This is a genomic window from Bacillus sp. 11C (genome assembly GCF_055486375.1).
In genome coordinates, this window is sequence record NZ_JBUPVZ010000003.1 from 242,939 (window position 1) to 262,447 (window position 19,509).

Sequence of the window (19,509 nt, forward strand, 5' to 3'; positions counted from 1 at the left end):
ATCCGTTGACTCTCCCCTAAGAGGAGGCCTTACAGTATAGGAGATACACTTTCGAAAAAGGGGAAGTCACATGAAGAAACAAAATATGACCTTAACGATATTATTAACTAATTTATTTATTGCTTTTTTGGGGATCGGGCTGGTGATTCCGGTAACGCCTACCATTATGAATGAATTGCATTTATCGGGAACCGCAGTCGGCTATATGGTTGCGTGCTTCGCTGTTACACAGCTTATTGTTTCACCAATAGGCGGACGATGGGTTGACCGCTTCGGACGTAAAATCATGATCGTGATCGGTCTGTTTTTCTTTAGTGTTTCGGAGTTTTTATTCGGCATCGGAAAAACAGTTGATATGTTATTTATCTCCCGGATGCTTGGCGGGATCAGCGCCGCCTTCATTATGCCCGGGGTCACGGCTTTTATCGCAGATATCACAACCATTAAAACACGGCCGAAAGCGCTTGGTTATATGTCAGCCGCTATTTCAACAGGCTTTATCATCGGCCCAGGTATCGGGGGATTTTTAGCGGAAATTCATTCCCGTCTGCCTTTTTTCTTTGCGGCAGCCTTTGCATTGTTAGCAGCCATTTTATCAATGCTCACGCTGCGCGAGCCGGAACGAAACCATGAGAATCAGGACATAAAAGGGCAGAAGACGGGCTTCAAACGGATTTTTGCCCCCATGTATTTCATTGCTTTTCTCATCATTTTGATTTCGTCTTTTGGCTTAGCGTCATTTGAATCGTTATTTGCGTTATTCGTTGATCATAAATTTGGATTTACGGCCAGCGACATTGCCATTATGATTACAGGAGGTGCGATTGTAGGCGCCATTACGCAAGTCGTCTTATTCGACCGTTTTACAAGGTGGTTTGGCGAAATCCATTTGATTCGGTATAGCTTAATCATCTCAACGAGTCTGGTTTTCTTGCTGACAATCGTGAATTCTTATTTTTCGATTCTGCTGGTTACTGTCACCGTATTTGTCGGATTCGACCTCATGAGACCGGCGGTAACGACTTATCTGTCAAAGATTGCGGGAAATGAACAGGGATTTGCCGGCGGTATGAACTCAATGTTTACAAGTATCGGCAATGTATTCGGACCTATTATCGGCGGAATGCTGTTCGATATTGATGTAAACTATCCATTCTACTTTGCAACGGTAACTTTAGCCATAGGCATTGCGCTGACCATTGCTTGGAAAGCGCCTGCACATATTAAAGCCAGCACGTGATAAAAAGCGTATTCTTTGTATACTGCAAAGAGTGCGCTTTTTCATTATACTGATCATAGAAGGAGTGATGGCATGAAGGAATCGTATTACTCAATTGGAGAAGTATCAAAACTGGCAAACGTGTCGATTAAAGCGCTCCGTTATTACGATAAAATTGATTTATTTAAACCCGCCTATGTCGACCCGGATACAAGCTACCGCTATTATACAGATTCCCAGCTTTATCATCTGGATCTCATCAAATCATTGAAATATATCGGCACACCTTTAGAAGAGATGAAAAAGGCACAAGACTTAGAGATGGAAGAACTGTTTGCTTTTTATACAGAGCAGGAGAAGCAAATCAGGGAGAAATTGGAGTTTTTATCAGCATTGGAAGAAACCATTTCACTGGTGAAAAAGCGGATGAAACGGCAGATAGAATACCCTGCGCTCGGGGAGGTGTTTGTTTTAGATGAAGAAGAAACACGCATCATTCAGACAGGGGCAGAGGGAATCGGACCTGAAAACGTGCTCAACGCCTCCTACAGCAAATTAAAAACATTTATCGAATCAGCAGATGGATTTGCGAACAATAGCTACGGTGCCACTTTCTCGTTTCTCCCGTACACCAGCATTGATGAAATGACTTACCGCCATATCTTTACGCCAGTATTGACGAATAAACAAATATCCGCCGTTACGCCGGATATGGAAATCACAACGATCCCTAAAGGCAGATATGTTTGCATCGCGTATCATTTTTCACCTGAGCATTATTTTCTCAACTTACAGAAGCTTATCAAGTATATCATAGACCGCCAATTAACAGTTGCCAGTGATGTTTACGAGTTAATCATACCGATTCATTACTCGCCGAAAAAACAAGAGGAATACCGGGTCGAAATGAAAATCAGAATTGCTGAGTCATGATGCATAAAAAAAGAGCATTTTTTGAAGTTATGTATCAAAAAATGCTCTTTCTGCTTATTAGTAAACAGATGTTTTCTCGTCAATCGATTCTAAAATTTGTTTTACTCGTCCGAGGAATCGTCCGCACACAAGGCCGTCAAGCACTCTGTGATCCAAGGACAGGCACAGATTGACCATGTCTCTGACAGCAATCATGCCATGATCCATGACAACCGGGCGCTTGACGATGGATTCCACTTGAAGAATCGCAGCTTGAGGGTAATTGATGATACCCATCGACTGAACAGATCCGAACGAACCTGTATTGTTGACGGTAAACGTCCCTCCCTGCATGTCATCTGCTGAGAGATTCCCCTCTCTCACTTTTTTAGCAAGGCCGTTAATTTCTCTCGCAATGCCTTTAATTGTCTTTTCATCAGCGTTTTTAATCACCGGAACAAATAAAGAATCCTCTGTGGCAACAGCGATTGAAATATTGATATCTTTTTTCTGAATGATTTTGTCTCCCGCCCACATGCTATTCATTTGCGGGAATTCTTTTAACGCCTGGGCGACCGCTTTTACAAAAAAGGCGAAGAACGTTATATTAAAGCCTTCTGTCTGCTTGAATGAATGTTTTATACTGTTGCGATATGCCACCATATTTGTGACGTCGACTTCCATCATCGTCCAAGCATGCGGAATTTCTGTTTTGCTGCGTTTCATATTGGACGCAATTGCTTTTCTTACAGCTGTGACAGGGATTTCTTTATCTCCCGATGCAGACGCAGGATATGAAATCTCGTCCTTCGGCTCTGTTTTTGGTGCAGACTCTGCTGCAGGAGCTGCTGTTGTCGGCTCCTCAGGCCGCTTTTGCACACCGCCTGTTTCAATGATGCGCTGAATATCTTTTCGCGTAATGCGTCCGCCCGCACCTGATCCTGTCACTTGATCAAGATCAATGCCGTGCTCTCCGGCCAAACGGAGTACAGCTGGCGAGTAGCGCTTTTTATTGGGCTGACTGTCTGCTTCGGAGCGGCTTTCTGCGGCAGGCGTCTCAGCTGCTGCTGACGCCTCTGGCTGCTCTTGTTTTTGTTGAGACGGATTCCCGCCTTCTGTTTCGATTTTGCAGATCATTTCTCCGACTTGCAGGGTCTGGCCTTCTTCTCCCACAAGCTCTGTTATCGTACCGGTAAAAGAAGATGGAACCTCTGCATTGACCTTATCTGTCATGACTTCCGCTATCGGATCGTATTTGTTCACTTTATCACCGGGGGCAATTAGCCATTTGCTGATCGTCCCTTCCGTCACGCTTTCTCCAAGCTGCGGCATCGTCATTTGTTCAATTGCCATGATTGTGTCCTCCTTACGTCTTTAAAACTCCGCTAACTCTCTCATCGCCGCTTCCACTTTATCAGGGTTGAGCATAAAGTATTTTTCCATTGTCGGCGCATAAGGCATAGCCGGAATATCGGGACCCGCAAGCCGTTTAATCGGCGCGTCTAAGTCGAAGAGACAATGTTCAGATATAATTGCGGCCACCTCACTCATGATGCTGCCTTCTTTTGTATCTTCTGTAACCAAAAGCACCTTACCGGTTTTGGATGCGGCTTCGATGATTGCTTCTTTATCAAGCGGATAAACCGTTCTTAAATCTACTACATGCACTGAAATTCCATCTTTTTCGAGACGCTCTGCAGCCTGTAACGCGAAGTGGACACACAGGCCATATGTGATCACTGTGATGTCGTCGCCTTCCCGTTTGACATCAGCCTTGCCGATTGGCAGGACATAATCGTCTGCCGGAACCTCACCTTTTATCAGACGGTACGCGCGTTTGTGCTCAAAAAACAGCACCGGATCTTCATCACGAACCGCGGCTTTTAAAAGTCCTTTCGCGTCATATGGGGTTGATGGCATGACAATTTTCAGTCCGGGCTGATTGGCAAAAATCGCTTCGACTGATTGAGAATGATAAAGGGCCCCGTGCACGCCTCCGCCGTATGGCGCTCTGACGACAATCGGACAGCTCCAGTCATTGTTGCTGCGGTAGCGGATTTTAGCCGCTTCAGAAATAATTTGGTTGACCGCCGGCATAATAAAATCAGCAAACTGCATTTCAGCAATTGGTCTCATCCCGTACATAGCCGCTCCGATGCCGACTCCGGCAATCGCAGATTCAGCAAGCGGCGTATCCATCACACGCTCTTCTCCAAATTGTTCGTAGAGGCCGGCTGTCGCTTTAAATACACCGCCTTTTCTCCCTACATCTTCCCCAAGGACGAAAACGCGAGGGTCTCGTTCCATTTCTTCTTTCATCGCCAAATTGATTGCATCAATATATGACATTACTGACATTTGTTCTTCCTCCCTACTTCGCATACACATAATCAAGCGCTGACTCAGGAGCTGCATAAGGGGCGTTCTCCGCTTCATCCGTCGCTTCGTTTATGATGGCCATCATTTCATCCAGCATGGTTTGTTCTGTCTCATCGGACAGCAGGCCTGTTTCCTTTAAGTAAGCTTGATAAGTAAGCAGGGGATCGCTTTTTTTCGCTTCCTCTACTTCTTCACGGCCTCTGTAGCTGCTGTCATCGTCATCACTGGAATGCGGTGTAAGGCGGTAAGAAATTGTTTCAATTAATGTCGGGCCTTCTCCTCTGCGCGCCCGTTCGCGTGCTTCTTTGACCGCTTGATAAACTTCCAGCGGATCATTTCCATTCACAGTTACGCCAGGCATTCCATAGCCTACGGCACGGTCGGAAATGTTCTCACATGCGACTTGCTTATCGTAAGGCACAGAGATTGCGTATTTGTTATTTTCACACATGAAAATAACCGGCAGCTTATGGACAGCGGCAAAGTTTGCCCCTTCATGGAAATCGCCTTGATTTGAAGAGCCTTCACCAAATGTAACAAAGGCCGCAACATCCTTTTTCTCCATACGCCCCGCAAGCGCAATGCCGACCGCGTGCGGCACTTGCGTTGTAACTGGAGACGATCCTGTCACGATCCGGTTTTCCTTTTGGCCGAAATGTCCCGGCATTTGGCGCCCTCCTGAGTTTGGATCTGCAGCTTTGGCAAACCCGGACATCATTAAGTCTTTTGCTGTCATGCCAAATGCGAGCACTACACCCATGTCTCTGTAGTACGGCAGTACATAATCCATTTCACGGTCAAGAGCAAAAGCCGCCCCTACCTGCGCTGCTTCCTGTCCTTGACAAGAGATTACGAATGGAATTTTTCCAGAACGGTTTAACAGCCACATTCTTTCATCGATTTTTCTTGCTAACAGCATGGTTCTATACATATCAACGGCTTCCTGATCAGTCAGCCCTAGTGCTTGATGTCGGTTTGTACTCATTCAAGCCCCTCCTTTATGCTTTTAAAAATGAATGGCTTTGCCGTCTGCGGCAAGCGCTGCTTCTCCAATCGCTTCAGAAAGCGTCGGATGCGGGTGAATTGTTTGCCCGACCTCCCACGGCGTTGCGTCCAGCACTTTGGCAAGACCTGCTTCTGAAATCATGTCGGTGACGTGAGGGCCGATCATATGCACACCGAGAATATCATCCGTGTCACGATCCGCTACGATTTTTACAAATCCATCGCTTTCTCCGTATACAAGCGCTTTTCCAATTGCCATAAATGGGAACTTGCCGATCTTGACATTATGCCCGTTCGCCTTCGCTTCTTCTTCGGTTAAACCCACACTGGCAGCTTCAGGGCTTGAGTAGATGCACTTCGGTACAAGCGTTGGATCAAGCGGATGCGGATTGAGTCCAGCAATATGCTCAACAGCAATGATTCCTTCATGCGATGCGACGTGAGCTAATTGAAGACCTCCGATTACGTCCCCGATTGCATAAATGTGAGATTCCTTCGTTTGGCAGCTTTCATTGACTGAAATAACGCCATTTTCAGTGACAATATCAGTATTTTCAATGCCGATGCCTTCGATATTTGCCCGTCTGCCAATTGAAACAAGCATTTTTTCAGCAGAGTAAGTGACGGTTTCTCCGTCTTTTTCCGCTTGTATGCTGATGTCGCCTGCCGTTTTTGTCATTGTGTCAGGCAGCACTTTTGCCCCTGTGACGAACTGAATGCCTTTTTTCTTAAGAAGACTTTCCATTTCTTTTGAAATGTCTTGATCTTCAGTCGGCAATATGCGATCCGCATATTCAATAACTGCTACCTCCACACCAAAATCATGAAGCATAGACGCCCATTCGATCCCGATCACGCCGCCGCCGACGATGATGATCGATTTTGGCAGCTCCTCCATTTGGAGCGCCTCATCCGATGTCAATACAGATTTTCCGTCCGCTTCCAAACCCGGAAGCATTCTCGGTCTTGATCCTGTTGCAATGATGACTTGTTTCGGAATCAGCATGTCATTTTCTTCGCCATTTCCCCGCTCAACAGAAATCGTTCCCGGCAGCGGAGAGAAAATGGACGGTCCGAGGATACGGCCATATCCGTTGAACACGTCGATTTTTCCTTTTTTCATTAAATGATTCACACCGGCCGCCAGCTTATCAACAACAGCTTGTTTGCGCCGCTGCACTTTTTCAAAGTTGAGGGACACGCCTGCCGTTTCTACTCCGAATTGATCGGATTCACGAGCTGTCCGGTATACCTCTGCGCTTCTCAGCAGCGCTTTACTCGGGATACAGCCTTTATGCAGACATGTTCCCCCGAGTTTTTCCTTTTCCACAACGGCTGTCTTTAAGCCAAGCTGAGCGGCTCTAATCGCCGCAACATAACCGCCGGTACCGCCGCCCAAAATGACTACGTCATACTCAGTTGCCATGGTGACTCACTCCTGTCTATTCAATACGATATTGTTTGGATTGCTCTTCGCCCAGCAATACCCTGAGCGCCCCTTGGGCAAGAGACTGCAGTTCATTTTCTCCCGGATAGACTAAAACGTCTGAAATCCAATCTATGTATGAGCTGATACTGGAAACAAAGCTTTTGCCGTATGCCAAGCCGCCCGTCAGCACAATCGCTTCCACTTCGCCTTTTAATGCCGCGCTGGCTGCCCCGATTTCCTTCGCTACCTGATACGCCATGGCATCAAAAATGAAGCGGGCTTTTTCATCGCCCCCCTGAATCATCTGTTCCACTTTTACTGCGTCATTCGTACCGAGATAGCCCAAAAGCCCGCCAGTGCCCACCAGTTTTTTCATGATTTCTTCTTTTGTATACTGTCCTGAATAACATAAATCGACGAGATCTCCCGCAGGCACTGTTCCTGCACGTTCAGGGCTGAATGGCCCCTCTCCGTGAAGGCCGTTATTGACATCGACCACCCGCCCGCGGTCATGGACGCCAATTGTAATACCGCCGCCCATATGGGTAACAATCATTTTCATGTTCTCATATCGTTTGCCGAGAGAGGCTGCCGCCTTACGGGCGACAGCTTTTTGATTTAACGCATGAAAAATGCTTTTCCGTTCAATCTCAGGCATGCCTGAGATTTTTGCGAGCACTGACATTTCATCTACGACAACAGGATCGACGATATATGAAGGGATATTCAGCCCGTCAGCGATTTCCCGCGCGATAATGCCGCCTAGATTCGAAGCATGCTGGCCGGCGTAGCCGCTTTTCAAGTCCTCAATCATGTCATCATTCACTTCATACGTTCCGCCTTCAATCGGCCGGAGAAGACCGCCTCTGGCGCAGACTGCATCAAACTTTGAAATATTGATTCCCTGTTCATGAAGCGTTTCAAGAATATGTTTTTTGCGAAATTCATACTGATCAATAATATGGTCAAATCGCTGTAGCTCTTCTATGTTGTGTCTCAATGTTTTTTCAAAAATGCCTCGTTCGTTATGAAAAACACCGATTTTCGTTGAAGTTGAGCCTGGATTAATAGTGAGAATGCGTTTTTCATCATGTAACACTTTCATAACCTCCAGATCAATTTCTTAACGTCTGCTTAATACACTGTGGCCGTTTTGCAAAAACTGGCTTCTTGAGCGGCGCATGCGTTCAATCCGTTCCTCTGCCAAGCGGTCAGCCGCTAAATACGTCGGAATACCATCACGCTGAGAAATTTCAAGTACACGCTCAATATTGCCGTAAATGCCTTCAACTTTCTTCAATGCACGTTCTGCATTATAGCCGTAAAGCTCATCTGCCACGTTGATGACGCCGCCCGCGTTAATGACATAATCCGGCGCGTAAACGATGCCCATTTCGTGAATTTGATCGCCATGGCGTGTTTCTTTTAATTGGTTGTTGGCCGCACCCGCGATGACTTTCGCCTTCAGCTGTTTAATGGTGTCGTCGTTGATTGTCGCACCGAGTGCACACGGCGCATAAATATCACAGTCTTGTGAATAAATCTCATCCGGATCAACCGCGCGGGCGCCAAAATCTGCAACTGCGCGCTGTACTGATTGTTTATTGATATCGGTCACGATTAAGTTTGCCCCTTCTTCATGAAGGTGGCGGCATAGGTTATAGGCTACGTTCCCTACACCCTGTACAGCGATGGTTTTTCCTTCGAGAGAGTCAGTACCGAAAGCAGCTTTAGCAGCAGCTTTCATACCTCTGTACACGCCGTAAGCCGTAACTGGGGATGGATTTCCTGAAGATCCGAAAGCAGGAGAAATCCCTGTGACATAGTCTGTTTCATCATGAATGATGTCCATATCCTCAACCGTTGTGCCCACATCTTCAGCTGTAATATACCTGCCGTTCAAACCTTGAATATAACGGCCAAACGCGCGGAACATTTCCTCATTTTTATCTTTGCGGGGATCACCGATAATCACTGTTTTTCCGCCGCCAAGGTTTAAGCCTGCCGCCGCGTTTTTATAGGTCATGCCTCTTGCCAGCCTGAGCGCGTCTTCAATCGCCGCTTCTTCATTTTCATACGTCCACATTCTCGTTCCGCCAAGTGCCGGACCGAGCGTTGTATCATGAATCGCGATAATCGCTTTTAAGCCGGATTGTTCATCTTGGCAAAATACCAATTGTTCGTAATCGTATTTCTCCATATATTTAAAAAGTTCCATGTTCGTTCCTCCTAATGTGTGTATTCTTCTGATGCGCATATCGCGAGCGCAATGGAATACAGTTTATTTTCAGCGGAGTCCGCTCTGCTCGTTAAGGCAATCGGCGCTTTTGCCCCCGTAATGACAGCCGCCACGCTGGCCTTCGCAAAATAAATCAGTGATTTATATAAAATATTGCCGGCCTCAATTGTTGGGACGAGAAGGATATCAGCGCTGCCCGCTACGTCTCCCGAAATCTTTTTCTGGGCAGCGGCAATTTGCGAGACTGCGTTATCCAAAGCAAACGGCCCATCAACAATACAGCCTTTAATCTGGCCTCTTTTGCACATTTGAGCAAGAGCAGCTGCATTTACTGTCGCTTCCATTTTCGGGTTTACCGTTTCGACCGCTGCCAGAGCAGCTGCTTTTGGCATATTGTTCCCTACTGCACGGGCCACATGAACGGCATTTTGCAAAATCTGCCGAAGCTCTTCAAGTGAAGGAGCAATATTCATTGCCGAATCTGTCACAAACATCAGCCTGTCAAAGTCCGGTATATCAAACACAGCTACGTGGGAAAGGACATTGGATTGCCGAAGCCCCTCCTGTCTGTTCAATACCGCTTTAAGCAAAACAGAAGTCGGCACATTCCCTTTCATTAACACGTCCGCTGTTTTGTGATGCACAGCACGAACCGCTAATTTTGCCGATTCTTCAGGCGTATCGGCATGAACGATTTCCACTTGATCCCCTTGCATAGATGATGTCAGATCGTTCAGTTTTTTGCTGTCGCCCATTAACAAAAAACGGGCAGATAGGTGCTCGGCTGCCAGCTTTACAGCCCGGATCACTTCCTCATCCTCAGCATGAGCAACCGCAATAGTCTTGTTTTTGTACATCGACGCTTTACCGATCAAATCTTTCAGCTTCATCTGTTACCACCCTTCTTGTTTCGACTCCGCCTTTTATTATGCAAGTTCCATGCCAGCTCCTCAGCGTACTGTCATACCAGATGTATTGAAAAAATCGTGCAGATGTTTGCGTTTATTCTGCAAATTATTGCATGCCTTCATTTGCAAGGCCATATTTATCCATTTTGTAATATAAATTCCGTATGCTGACTCCGAGGGCTTTCGCTGTTTTTGTCCGGTTATAATGATGCTTCTCGAGCGTTTGCTGGATCAAATGCGCTTCAAATTTTTCTACTGCAACAGACAGCTTCTCGCCTTCAATATTCGGAAAATCAAAGCCTGCACCCTGTTCTGGGTCACTTTCTTTTTGTTCAACTTCGAATACAGGCAAGTGATCTTTTTCAATCCATTCCATATGCGGATTCAGAAAAATCATGGCTCGTCCAAGGACATTTTCCAATTCGCGGACATTCCCAGGCCAATGATAAGCGGATAAGGCACGCAAAGCTTGCTGCGAGAGCCCCTTTACATTCCTGCCGTAATCCCGGTTAATCTTTTGGATAAGCCTGACGCTTAGTGCCTCAATGTCTTCCAGCCGCTGCCGCAATGGCGGGATGGAGATGGGGTAGCGGTTGATCCGGTAATACAAGTCTTCACGGAACGCACCATCCGCCATCGCCTTTTCGATATTTACATTTGTCGCCGCGATCACTCTGACGTTGACAGGAATCGCCTTCGTACCGCCCACTCTGACGATTTCCTTTTCTTGAAGGACGCGAAGCAATTTCGCCTGCATATTTTGTGTCAGTTCGCCGATTTCATCTAAGAAAATACTGCCGTTATTGGCTTCTTCAAATAAACCCTTTTTACCGCCACGCTTCGCTCCTGAAAACGCACCATCCTCATAACCGAACAATTCTGATTCGAGCAGGTTTTCAGAAAGGGCAGCACAATTCACCCGAATAAATTTATTGTACTTCCGGTCGCTTTCGTTATGGATGGCATGGGCGAACAGTTCTTTTCCTGTTCCTGATTCCCCGCGCAGCAAAATGGTTGCCGGCGTTTTCGCCCCGAGCTTGGCCTGTTCAAGCGCAACCAGCATTTGCTCACTTTTGCCGATAATGTCGTCAAACGTGTATTTCGCCTCAAGTGTGCGAATGATTTGTCTGGCCCGGTTAAGCTCCGCTGTCAGCATTTTAATTTCGGTCACGTCGTGAATCACACCGACGCTGCCTTTCAAAATCCCGTCTACAATCACCGGCGCTACATTGACGATGACCTCTTTTTCATTCGGGCCGACCTTCATTCTGACACCGCGGACAGGGCGTCTCGTTTCAAGCACCTTTAAATGCATGCTTTCGCCTTCAGAAATATCAGTGTTGGCAGGCTTGCCGATGACTTCTTTTTCGGAGAGCCCTGTCATTTTCGTATACGCTTTATTAATCAGGAGTCCGATGCCGTTTTCATCAACGACAGAAATCGCCTCATCGGAGGATTGAATAATCGCCTCCAGCATCGTACGGACCTGCTTTAAGTTTGTCACTTCCTCTGCCAGCTCAACAGCATCGGTGATATCTTTAAACACACAAAGCGCCCCGAGCAAACGTCCGCCTTCATCAATAATCGGCAGCCTCGTTGTCACAATTTGCAAATGATCGCCCAAAAGCTGCTTCTGGTTGTATTCAGGCACTCTTGTTTTTAAAATCCGCGGCAACTTCGTGCTCGGAATGACTTCTTTTATCGGGCGTCCGATGACTTCCTCGCGTTTTTTCCCGACCATTTTTTCGGCCATATGGTTAAAGAGAATGATTTCTTCATTGATATCAATAAAAATCATCCCGTCATGGGTAGAATTAAAAATTCGGTCGTGTTTGTATGTTTGCTCTTTCAACATTTGAATCAGGTGCTGCTTTTCTTCCATCAGCTGAAAAACGATGTACGCCATTTTTCCCGGCATAATAATGGTCTCTTCATGCTTTTCTTGAAGGAGTTCGTCAAACACGGTTTGATCGCCGGTGGTATGAATGACGATATCCGGTTTTTGTTGTATGTAAGGTTTCCAATCAGATGAAACGGCAATCCCATACTGTTCTGCTTCTTTCAATCCCGGCGCCTCGGGGTCTTTGTCAACTACGGCAATGACCTCTATGATGGCTGTTTTGATCAGAATATGTAATAACGCCGTTCCCCTTTTGCCGGCACCTACAATCAGTACCTTTTGCATCCCGCTACCCCTTTGTATGAAAAAATTTGCACACCTATTTATTCCGTTGCAACAATTTGCACAACCCTATGTTACCACGTTTTCTTCTCTTGACAAAATATTTTTACCGCTGGACAATAAAGAAAATGAAAGATAAAGGGGTTTTCTGAGGATGAGCCGACTTCTTGCGCTTTTGATATTAGTCGTCCCCGGCGCCATATCCGCTTTAGGCATTAAACTGATGAGAGATACACTTTTCGGTCATAGTGTAAAGCCATTTGCAGCTCTGTGGCTCCAAGGTTTGTCAGGGTTGATCTTTTTTGCGTTCGGCCTTTATGTGCTGGCAGGGTTCGTTTTATACAGGGACAGAAAACGCCATCAAGTCAGCCCGCGATTCAGAAAACGATAGCTGCAAAAAAGCCGGAGAACACTCCGGCTTTTTTTGACCGCACTATTCGTCAGGCAAAACGGTCTTGGCAATCGTTTTATCTAACGTTTCATAGTCATAATAAGAAATCGTCTCGTACAGTTCTTTTCGTGTCTGCATATGATGAAGCCCTTCTTTTTGTGAGCCGCGCTCCTTAATCAAATCAAATAGCCGTGCATAAGCTTTTGCCGCCGCTCGAAGCGATGTGACAGGATATATCACCATGTGAAACCCCATAGCTTCGAATTCATCGGCACGATAATACGGCGTTTTCCCAAATTCGGTCATATTCGCAAGGAGCGGAACGGAAATGCGTTCAGCAAACTGGCGGAATTCGTTCTCCGTCTGAAGCGCTTCCGGAAAAATCGCGTCCGCTCCAGCCTCAATGTAAGCCGCTGAGCGCTTCACCGCGGCGTCAAGCCCTTCCTGCGCCCTGGCATCAGTACGGGCAACAACGACAAGGGAGGGCGCCGCTTGTTTGATCGCTTTTATTTTTTGCGCCATTTCATTTATCGAGACAAGCTGTTTGCCATTTAAATGCCCGCATTTTTTCGGAAGATGCTGGTCTTCTATTTGAACGGCGGCTACCCTGGCTTCAAGCATCTCACGGGCGGTTCGGGCGGCATTTAACACACCGCCGAATCCCGTATCTATATCAACAAGAAGAGGCAGATCAGCTGCACGCACAAGATCCTTGGCTCGATCAGCCATTTCTGTTGACGTGATGATCCCTAAATCAGGGAGCCCCCTGCTGGCTGTATATGCCGCACCAGACAAATAAACAGCAGAAAAACCAGCCTCTTTCGCAAGCAAGGCGGCCATCCCGTCATGAGCGCCGGGAATCTGCAAAATGTCCGGCGCTGACATCAGCTTGCGGAAACGAACGGCAAGCTCTTCTTGTGACGATTGCTTATTGACGATCCACGACATGACGTAAGTCCTCCTTTTACATGCAGAACATATCTATGAATTCATTTACACGCATCGTTTGTAATGTCTCATAGCTGGTACAGCGCTTATAAATGTGTTTTTGCTGTTTATCAGAGAAATGGGTTTTAAGATTGGCAGAAAACTTTTCCAGCAGCTTCGGCACTGCCTCGTCTCTTCGAAAACGATGGCCGAGCGGAAATTCACATTCCACCATTTCCGTGTTCGTTCCGTCTTTAAAATGAACTTGAACTGCATTTGAAATGGAACGCTTGTCGGGTTTCAGGTAATCCTCGGTATATGTTTTATTTTCAGTCACTTCCATCTTATCCCGAAGTTTATCTATTCTTGGATCACTCGCTGTTTCAGCCTCATAATGTTGCGCGGTGATATCACCAAAAAGCAATCCGATTGCTGCGATGTATTGGAGGCAGTGATCACGATCTGCCGGATTGTGAAGCGGGCCTTTTTTATCAATGATTCGGATAGCGGATTCATGCGTTCTGATGACAACACGGTCAATCTCATCAATCCGGCCCTTTACCTGCGGATGAAGAATGACGGCGCACTCTGCCGCTGTCTGAGCGTGAAATTCCGCAGGATAGGACACTTTAAATAACACATTTTCCATGACATAAACGTCGAGCGGGCGGGCGAGTTTAATCTCTTGTTTATTGAATAAAACGTCTTGGAAGCCCCACCCCGGTGCGCTCAAAGCTGTCGGATAGCCCATTTCCCCTTTTAGCGCCATCAGCGCCAAATGAACTCCTCTGCTCGTTGCGTCTCCTGCCGCCCACGATTTGCGCGAACCGGTATTCGGTGAATGCCGGTATGTCCTCAAGGCTGCATTGTCAATCCATGCATTTGAAAGCGCATTTTTGATTTCTTCTCTTCCGCCGCCCAAGAGCTTTGCTGCAACAGCAGCTGTAGCGACTTTGACAAACAGCACATGATCAAGGCCAACTCGGTTTAAGCTGTTTTCTAAAGCAAGCACGCCTTGAATTTCATGTGCTTTGATCATCATTTCAAGTACGTCGCGTACTGTTAAAGGTTCGTTCCCTTCAGACAGCCTTACTCTTGATACATAATCAGCAGCCGCAAGGATTCCTCCCAAATTATCGGACGGATGCCCCCACTCCGCCGCCAGCCACGTATCGTTGTAATCGAGCCAGCGAATCATGCAGCCGATATTAAACGCCGCTCTCACAGGATCGAGAACATATGACGTTCCCGGCACTTTGCTCCCATTCGGCACAGTCGTTCCGGGAACAATCGGGCCGAGCAGCTTGGTGCATTCGGGATACCGGAGCGCCAAAATCCCGCAGCCCAGCGTATCCAGCAACACATGCCCCGCTGTTGTAAACGCCTCGGAGCTTGTAATCTCTTTCTCAAGCACATAGTCTGTGATTTCTTCAATGACATGATCGGTTTTCAGCATTCTACCAGTTCCTTTCATGATTTAAGATTCGGCCTGATGCCGCGGGCCCAAATAACTGACACGGGGACGAAAGAGACGGTTATTGGAATGCTGTTCGATCACGTGGGCGCATAAACCAGACGTTCTCGCACTGAAAAAGACAGGCGTATACAAAGGTATCGGTATGCCGAGCATCCAGTACACCGGGGCAGCGTAGTAATCCAAATTCGGGTAAAGCCCTTTTTCCTTCTCCATCAGCCGCTCGCCTGCTTCACACATCTCATATAAACGATGATCACCGGCTTTATCGCATAATTGCTGCAGCGCCTCTTTCATCATGAGTGCTCTCGGGTCCATTTTTTTCATATACACTCGGTGGCCGAACCCCATAATTTTTTCTTTTCTTTGCAGTTTTGATTGCAGAAGCTGCTCAAAATCGGACGGTGTTTTCGCCTCCAAAAGCATATACATCACTGCTTCGTTTGCTCCTCCGTGAAGATTCCCTTTCAGAGAGGCTACAGCTCCTGTCAAAGCGCCATAAAGATCTGACTGTGTAGAAGCGATGACTCTGGCGGTAAAGGTTGAATTCGGCATTTCATGTTCACTGTACAGGATGAGGGACCGGTCAAAAATGCGTTCTTCCAGTGAGGACGGCAATTTCCCAGTCATCATATATAAAAAATTCGCACTGTAGGATAGGGTTTTAAGCGGAAGAATCGGCTCTTTCTTATTGATGATCCTATAGCTGGCAGCAGTGAGGACAGGCATTTTCCCCAGAAGCTGATAGGCGCGTTCTTTGTTTGCGGAAGGAGAACGATCATCAATTTGCCGGTCATAGCCGGCAAGAGCAGACAGTCCGGTCCGCAGACTATCCATCGGATGAGTGTGCTCAGGGAGCAGTTCAAGGAGACGGAGATGATCTGCCGGCAGGTCTGATGCCCTGTTTATGTTTCTTTCCAGCGTTTCCGTTTCACTTTCTTCCGGCAGCCTGCCCTCCAGCAATAAATGGATAAGCTCCAGATAGCTTTTTGTTTTAGAAAGATCGATTAAATCATAGCCTCGTATCAAAATCTTGCTGGACTGCGTGTCAAGATAAGAAATTTGAGTTTCTGCCGCAACCACACCGTCCAAACCCGGAGAATAATGCTTTTTCTCCTGCATATCCTCAACCTCCGTTTTGCGTTTTTGTCGATCGGATTTAACCAAGCAGATGCTTGGAAATAATCAGTCTTTGAATCTCGTTCGTTCCTTCATAGATTTGCGTCACCTTTGCATCGCGAAGCAGCCGCTCAACCGGGTAATCCTTCATATAGCCATATCCCCCGTAAATTTGGACGGCGTCTAACGCCGCCATCACCGCGGAATCGGAAGCAAATTGTTTAGCCATAGATGCTTCTTTTCCACAGGACAAACCGCGGTTATGAAGGTCTGCGGCGTGGTAGACAAGATGCCTTGCCGCCTCTGCCCTTGTCGCCATATCAGCCAGCTTAAATGATATACCTTGATTGGCTGCGATAGGCCTCCCAAATTGCACCCGCTGCTTCGCGTAAGCAACGGCATGTTCAAGAGCCGCCTCTGCAATACCGAGCGCCTGTGCCGCAATGCCGATGCGGCCGACATTTAAATTCGCCATGGCAATGGTAAAGCCATCACCCTCTTTGCCAAGCAAATTTTCTTCAGGCACTTCTGCATTGTCAAAAATCAGTTCCGTAGTATTGGAGCCATAGAGCCCCAGTTTTCTTTCTTTTTTTCCAACGGTAAAACCGGGGGTGTCTTTTTCAACGATAAAAGCGGAAATCCCGTGCCTGCCTTGATCCGGAGCTGTTAAAGCAAAAGTGATATAGACATCGGCGGCTCCGCCGTTCGTAATAAATATTTTTGATCCATTTAATAGGTATGTGCCGTTCTTTTTGATAGCTGTAGCGCGGAGGCTTCCTGCATCCGACCCTGAGTGAGGCTCCGTCAGTGCAAATGCGCCCAAATGGTCTCCTGAAGCAAGCTTCGGGATATATTTACTCTTCTGTTTTTCGTTTCCGAAGTAAACAATAGGATTGGTGCCGACCGAGGTATGAACGGAAAGAATGACACCGACAGCCGCGCTGATTTTAGAAATCTCATGAATCGCCAAAATATAAGAAACAACATCCGCCCCAGCGCCGCCGTATCGTTCCGGCAACGGTATTCCCATCAGGCCGTGTTCACCCATTTTTTTGATCAGCTGAAACGGAAATTCGTCCGTTTCCTCCATGATTTTCGCAGCGGGAGCAATTTCTTTTCGGGCAAAATCACGCACCATTTTTCGCATCATGACTTGCTCTTGGGTTTCATTCAACTCGCCACCCCCGGATGAAATGAACTTCAGAAAGTCCTCTCCACATATTGATAAAAGCCGCGTCCGCTCTTTTTGCCGAGCCAGCCCGCTTTGACGTATTTGCGAAGCAGCGGACAAGGACGATACTTGGAATCGCCAAGGCCGGAATGAAGAACTTCCATAATCGATAAACACGTATCAAGCCCGATAAAATCCGCTAGTCTAAGCGGTCCCATCGGATGGTTCATACCCAGCTTCATCACCTCGTCTATTGCCTCGGGCTTCGCCACCCCCTCATACACGCAATAGATGGCTTCATTAATCATTGGAAGAAGCACGCGGTTGGAAACAAACCCCGGAAAATCATTGACTTCTACCGGTGTTTTCCCCATCTTTTCCGCTAATCCCATAACATCTAAGGCCGTTTCCTCTGATGTAGCCAAGCCGCGAATCACTTCAACCAGCTTCATCACAGGGACAGGATTCATAAAATGCATGCCAATGACTCGTTCAGGGCGGTTTGTCACAGCAGCGATTTCTGTAATAGGCAAGGAAGATGTATTACTGGCCAAAATCGTATGAGGAGGGCATATGTGATCAAGTGTGTTAAACATTTCGGTTTTCGCCGCCATGTTTTCTGCGATAGCTTCAATCACAATGTCCGCATGTTTTGCCTCCTCAAGCGTTTGAGAGAGTGAAATGCGGCTGATCACACTATTCACTTCAGCTTCGGTCTTTCTTCCCTTCTCAGCATCACGGATCAGATGTTTCGTCAACCGTTTCAATCCTGCCTCCGCAGCCTCCGGATTCACATCGTACATCCGCACATAAAAACCTGCGCCAGCAGCTGTTTGAGCAATTCCGCTTCCCATCTGTCCTGCGCCGACTACCATGATTTGTTTGATTTCCATTAAGATCCCCTTTTCCGTCATGTTTTAATGAACCCGCACTAAGACAGCGTCCCCCTGAGCCGCACCGCTGCAAATGGCGGCAACGCCCAGTCCCCCTCCCCGGCGCTTTAATTCATAAACAAGCGTCATAAGAATTCTAGCTCCGCTTGCGCCGATCGGGTGGCCAAGCGCGATCGCACCGCCATTCACATTTACTTTTTCAAGATCGAGACCGACGATTTTTTCACATGTCAAAACAACAGATGCAAACGCTTCATTTACTTCAAACAAATCAATATCTTGAACGGTTAAACCGTTCTTTTTCAGCAGCTTGTTGATTGCAAATCCTGGAGCTGCCGCCAGCTCGTGCGCTTGCATTCCCATCGTTGAAAAACCAAGAATAGTAGCCAGAGGCCGCTTGCCAAGCTTAGCAGCTTTTTCCTCAGACATCAGTACGAACGCGCCGGCCCCGTCATTGACCCCGGGAGCATTGCCGGCTGTGACGGTACCGTCACTTGTATAAATCGGAGAAAGTTTCGCAAGTTGATCCAGACTTGTGTCAAGGCGAATCGCTTCATCTTTGTCAACTATGTTTGTTTTACCTTTTCGTCCGATCCAGCTGACGGGAACGATTTCATCTTGAAACTTTCCTTCATCAGCAGCCTTAGCTGCCCGCGCATGACTTCTTAGCGCCCATTCATCCTGCTCCCCGCGTGAGATCCCATATTCCTTGGCTGCCGTATTTCCGTGAACGGCCATATGCACCTCGTCAAACGCGCACGTTAACCCGTCATAAACCATTAAGTCCCTAAGCTCACCGTCTCCCATCCGCGCTCCCCAACGCCCGGCGGGAACGGCATACGGAATATTGCTCATGCTTTCCATTCCCCCGGCCACAAGAATATCTGCATCTTGCGCACGAATCATTTGATCACATAACGTGACAGCACGCAGCCCGGATGCGCAGACTTTATTCAGCGTTTCTGACGGCACACGCCAAGGCATTCCAGCCAGACGGGAAGCTTGACGGGAAGGTATCTGTCCAGAGCCAGCTTGGACAACCATGCCCATGACAGTTCCTTCAACCTCGTCTCCAGAGACTCCAGCGCGATGCAACGCCTCCTTTATCGCAATGCCTCCAAGCTCCGCAGCTTTCACCTCTTTCAACGCTCCGCCGAACTTGCCAAATGGTGTTCTTGCGGCACTTACAATGACTGTTTTCCTCATGGTTTCACCTCATTCAGAAGATAGACAGCGCTTACAATTTCTAGTTGTCTTCTAT

The 19,509-nt window shown here is 47.3% G+C and carries 17 protein-coding genes; 3 read left to right on the forward strand and 14 right to left on the reverse strand.

Going from position 1 to position 19,509, the window contains the following annotated elements:
• Nucleotides 1-70: 70 nt before the first annotated feature.
• Together bmr and bmrR are read left to right on the forward strand one after the other, a co-directional pair.
• Nucleotides 71-1,240 carry a multidrug efflux MFS transporter Bmr gene (gene bmr, locus ACY3LV_RS06225; RefSeq protein WP_333561859.1) on the forward strand — a complete coding sequence of 390 codons (1,170 nt, stop codon included), beginning with the start codon at nt 71-73 and terminating at the stop codon, nt 1,238-1,240.
• Between the two features lie 72 nt (nt 1,241-1,312).
• Nucleotides 1,313-2,152 carry a multidrug efflux transcriptional regulator BmrR gene (bmrR, locus tag ACY3LV_RS06230; protein WP_464863536.1) on the forward strand — a complete coding sequence of 280 codons (840 nt, stop codon included), beginning with the start codon at nt 1,313-1,315 and terminating at the stop codon, nt 2,150-2,152.
• Between the two features lie 57 nt (nt 2,153-2,209).
• Here bmrR and ACY3LV_RS06235 read toward each other — a convergent pair whose 3' ends face one another.
• The 8 genes from ACY3LV_RS06235 to ACY3LV_RS06270 form a co-directional block, all read right to left on the reverse strand.
• Nucleotides 2,210-3,484 carry a dihydrolipoamide acetyltransferase family protein gene (locus ACY3LV_RS06235; protein ID WP_464863537.1) on the reverse strand — a complete coding sequence of 425 codons (1,275 nt, stop codon included), beginning with the start codon at nt 3,482-3,484 and terminating at the stop codon, nt 2,210-2,212.
• 21 nt (nt 3,485-3,505) lie between these two features.
• Nucleotides 3,506-4,489: a 3-methyl-2-oxobutanoate dehydrogenase subunit beta gene (bfmBAB, locus tag ACY3LV_RS06240; RefSeq protein ID WP_087990651.1), complete on the reverse strand. Its 984-nt coding sequence runs from the start codon at nt 4,487-4,489 to the stop codon at nt 3,506-3,508.
• Nucleotides 4,490-4,502: 13 nt separating this feature from the next.
• Complete coding sequence (gene bfmBAA, locus ACY3LV_RS06245; protein WP_010328314.1) at nt 4,503-5,495, reverse strand: 3-methyl-2-oxobutanoate dehydrogenase subunit alpha; 993 nt, start codon at nt 5,493-5,495, stop codon at nt 4,503-4,505.
• A gap of 21 nt (nt 5,496-5,516) precedes the next feature.
• Nucleotides 5,517-6,941: a dihydrolipoyl dehydrogenase gene (gene lpdA / locus ACY3LV_RS06250; RefSeq protein ID WP_464863538.1), complete on the reverse strand. Its 1,425-nt coding sequence runs from the start codon at nt 6,939-6,941 to the stop codon at nt 5,517-5,519.
• Between the two features lie 16 nt (nt 6,942-6,957).
• Nucleotides 6,958-8,049: a butyrate kinase gene (buk, locus tag ACY3LV_RS06255; protein WP_464863539.1), complete on the reverse strand. Its 1,092-nt coding sequence runs from the start codon at nt 8,047-8,049 to the stop codon at nt 6,958-6,960.
• Between the two features lie 18 nt (nt 8,050-8,067).
• Nucleotides 8,068-9,162: a branched-chain amino acid dehydrogenase gene (gene bcd / locus ACY3LV_RS06260; protein WP_333561856.1), complete on the reverse strand. Its 1,095-nt coding sequence runs from the start codon at nt 9,160-9,162 to the stop codon at nt 8,068-8,070.
• 11 nt (nt 9,163-9,173) lie between these two features.
• Nucleotides 9,174-10,073: a phosphate butyryltransferase gene (gene yqiS, locus ACY3LV_RS06265; protein WP_333561855.1), complete on the reverse strand. Its 900-nt coding sequence runs from the start codon at nt 10,071-10,073 to the stop codon at nt 9,174-9,176.
• A gap of 124 nt (nt 10,074-10,197) precedes the next feature.
• Nucleotides 10,198-12,276, reverse strand: coding sequence for a sigma 54-interacting transcriptional regulator (locus tag ACY3LV_RS06270; protein WP_333561854.1), 2,079 nt, complete (start codon nt 12,274-12,276; stop codon nt 10,198-10,200).
• 151 nt (nt 12,277-12,427) lie between these two features.
• On the opposite strand from ACY3LV_RS06270, the gene ACY3LV_RS06275 reads away from it, so the two are divergent.
• Nucleotides 12,428-12,664 (forward strand): DUF2627 domain-containing protein, encoded by a 237-nt coding sequence (locus ACY3LV_RS06275; RefSeq protein ID WP_148962004.1) that lies wholly within the window; start codon nt 12,428-12,430, stop codon nt 12,662-12,664.
• A gap of 42 nt (nt 12,665-12,706) precedes the next feature.
• On the opposite strand, the gene prpB is transcribed toward ACY3LV_RS06275, so the two are convergent.
• From prpB to ACY3LV_RS06305, 6 genes are read right to left on the reverse strand one after another with little or no spacing between them, the layout of a single operon-like run.
• Entirely contained in the window at nt 12,707-13,612 is a 906-nt protein-coding gene (gene prpB / locus ACY3LV_RS06280) for a methylisocitrate lyase (RefSeq protein ID WP_464863540.1), read from the reverse strand.
• 16 nt (nt 13,613-13,628) lie between these two features.
• Entirely contained in the window at nt 13,629-15,047 is a 1,419-nt protein-coding gene (locus tag ACY3LV_RS06285) for a bifunctional 2-methylcitrate dehydratase/aconitate hydratase (RefSeq protein ID WP_464863541.1), read from the reverse strand.
• Nucleotides 15,048-15,068: 21 nt separating this feature from the next.
• Nucleotides 15,069-16,187 carry a citrate synthase gene (gene mmgD, locus ACY3LV_RS06290; protein ID WP_464863542.1) on the reverse strand — a complete coding sequence of 373 codons (1,119 nt, stop codon included), beginning with the start codon at nt 16,185-16,187 and terminating at the stop codon, nt 15,069-15,071.
• 37 nt (nt 16,188-16,224) lie between these two features.
• A complete protein-coding gene (locus ACY3LV_RS06295; protein ID WP_464863543.1) occupies nt 16,225-17,358 on the reverse strand; it encodes an acyl-CoA dehydrogenase in 1,134 nt (377 codons plus the stop codon).
• A 26-nt stretch (nt 17,359-17,384) separates the two neighbouring features.
• Nucleotides 17,385-18,248: a 3-hydroxybutyryl-CoA dehydrogenase gene (locus ACY3LV_RS06300; RefSeq protein WP_464863544.1), complete on the reverse strand. Its 864-nt coding sequence runs from the start codon at nt 18,246-18,248 to the stop codon at nt 17,385-17,387.
• 24 nt (nt 18,249-18,272) lie between these two features.
• On the reverse strand, nt 18,273-19,454 hold the full coding sequence (locus ACY3LV_RS06305) for an acetyl-CoA C-acetyltransferase (RefSeq protein WP_464863545.1): 1,182 nt from the start codon (nt 19,452-19,454) through the stop codon (nt 18,273-18,275).
• Between the last annotated feature and the right edge of the window lie 55 nt (nt 19,455-19,509).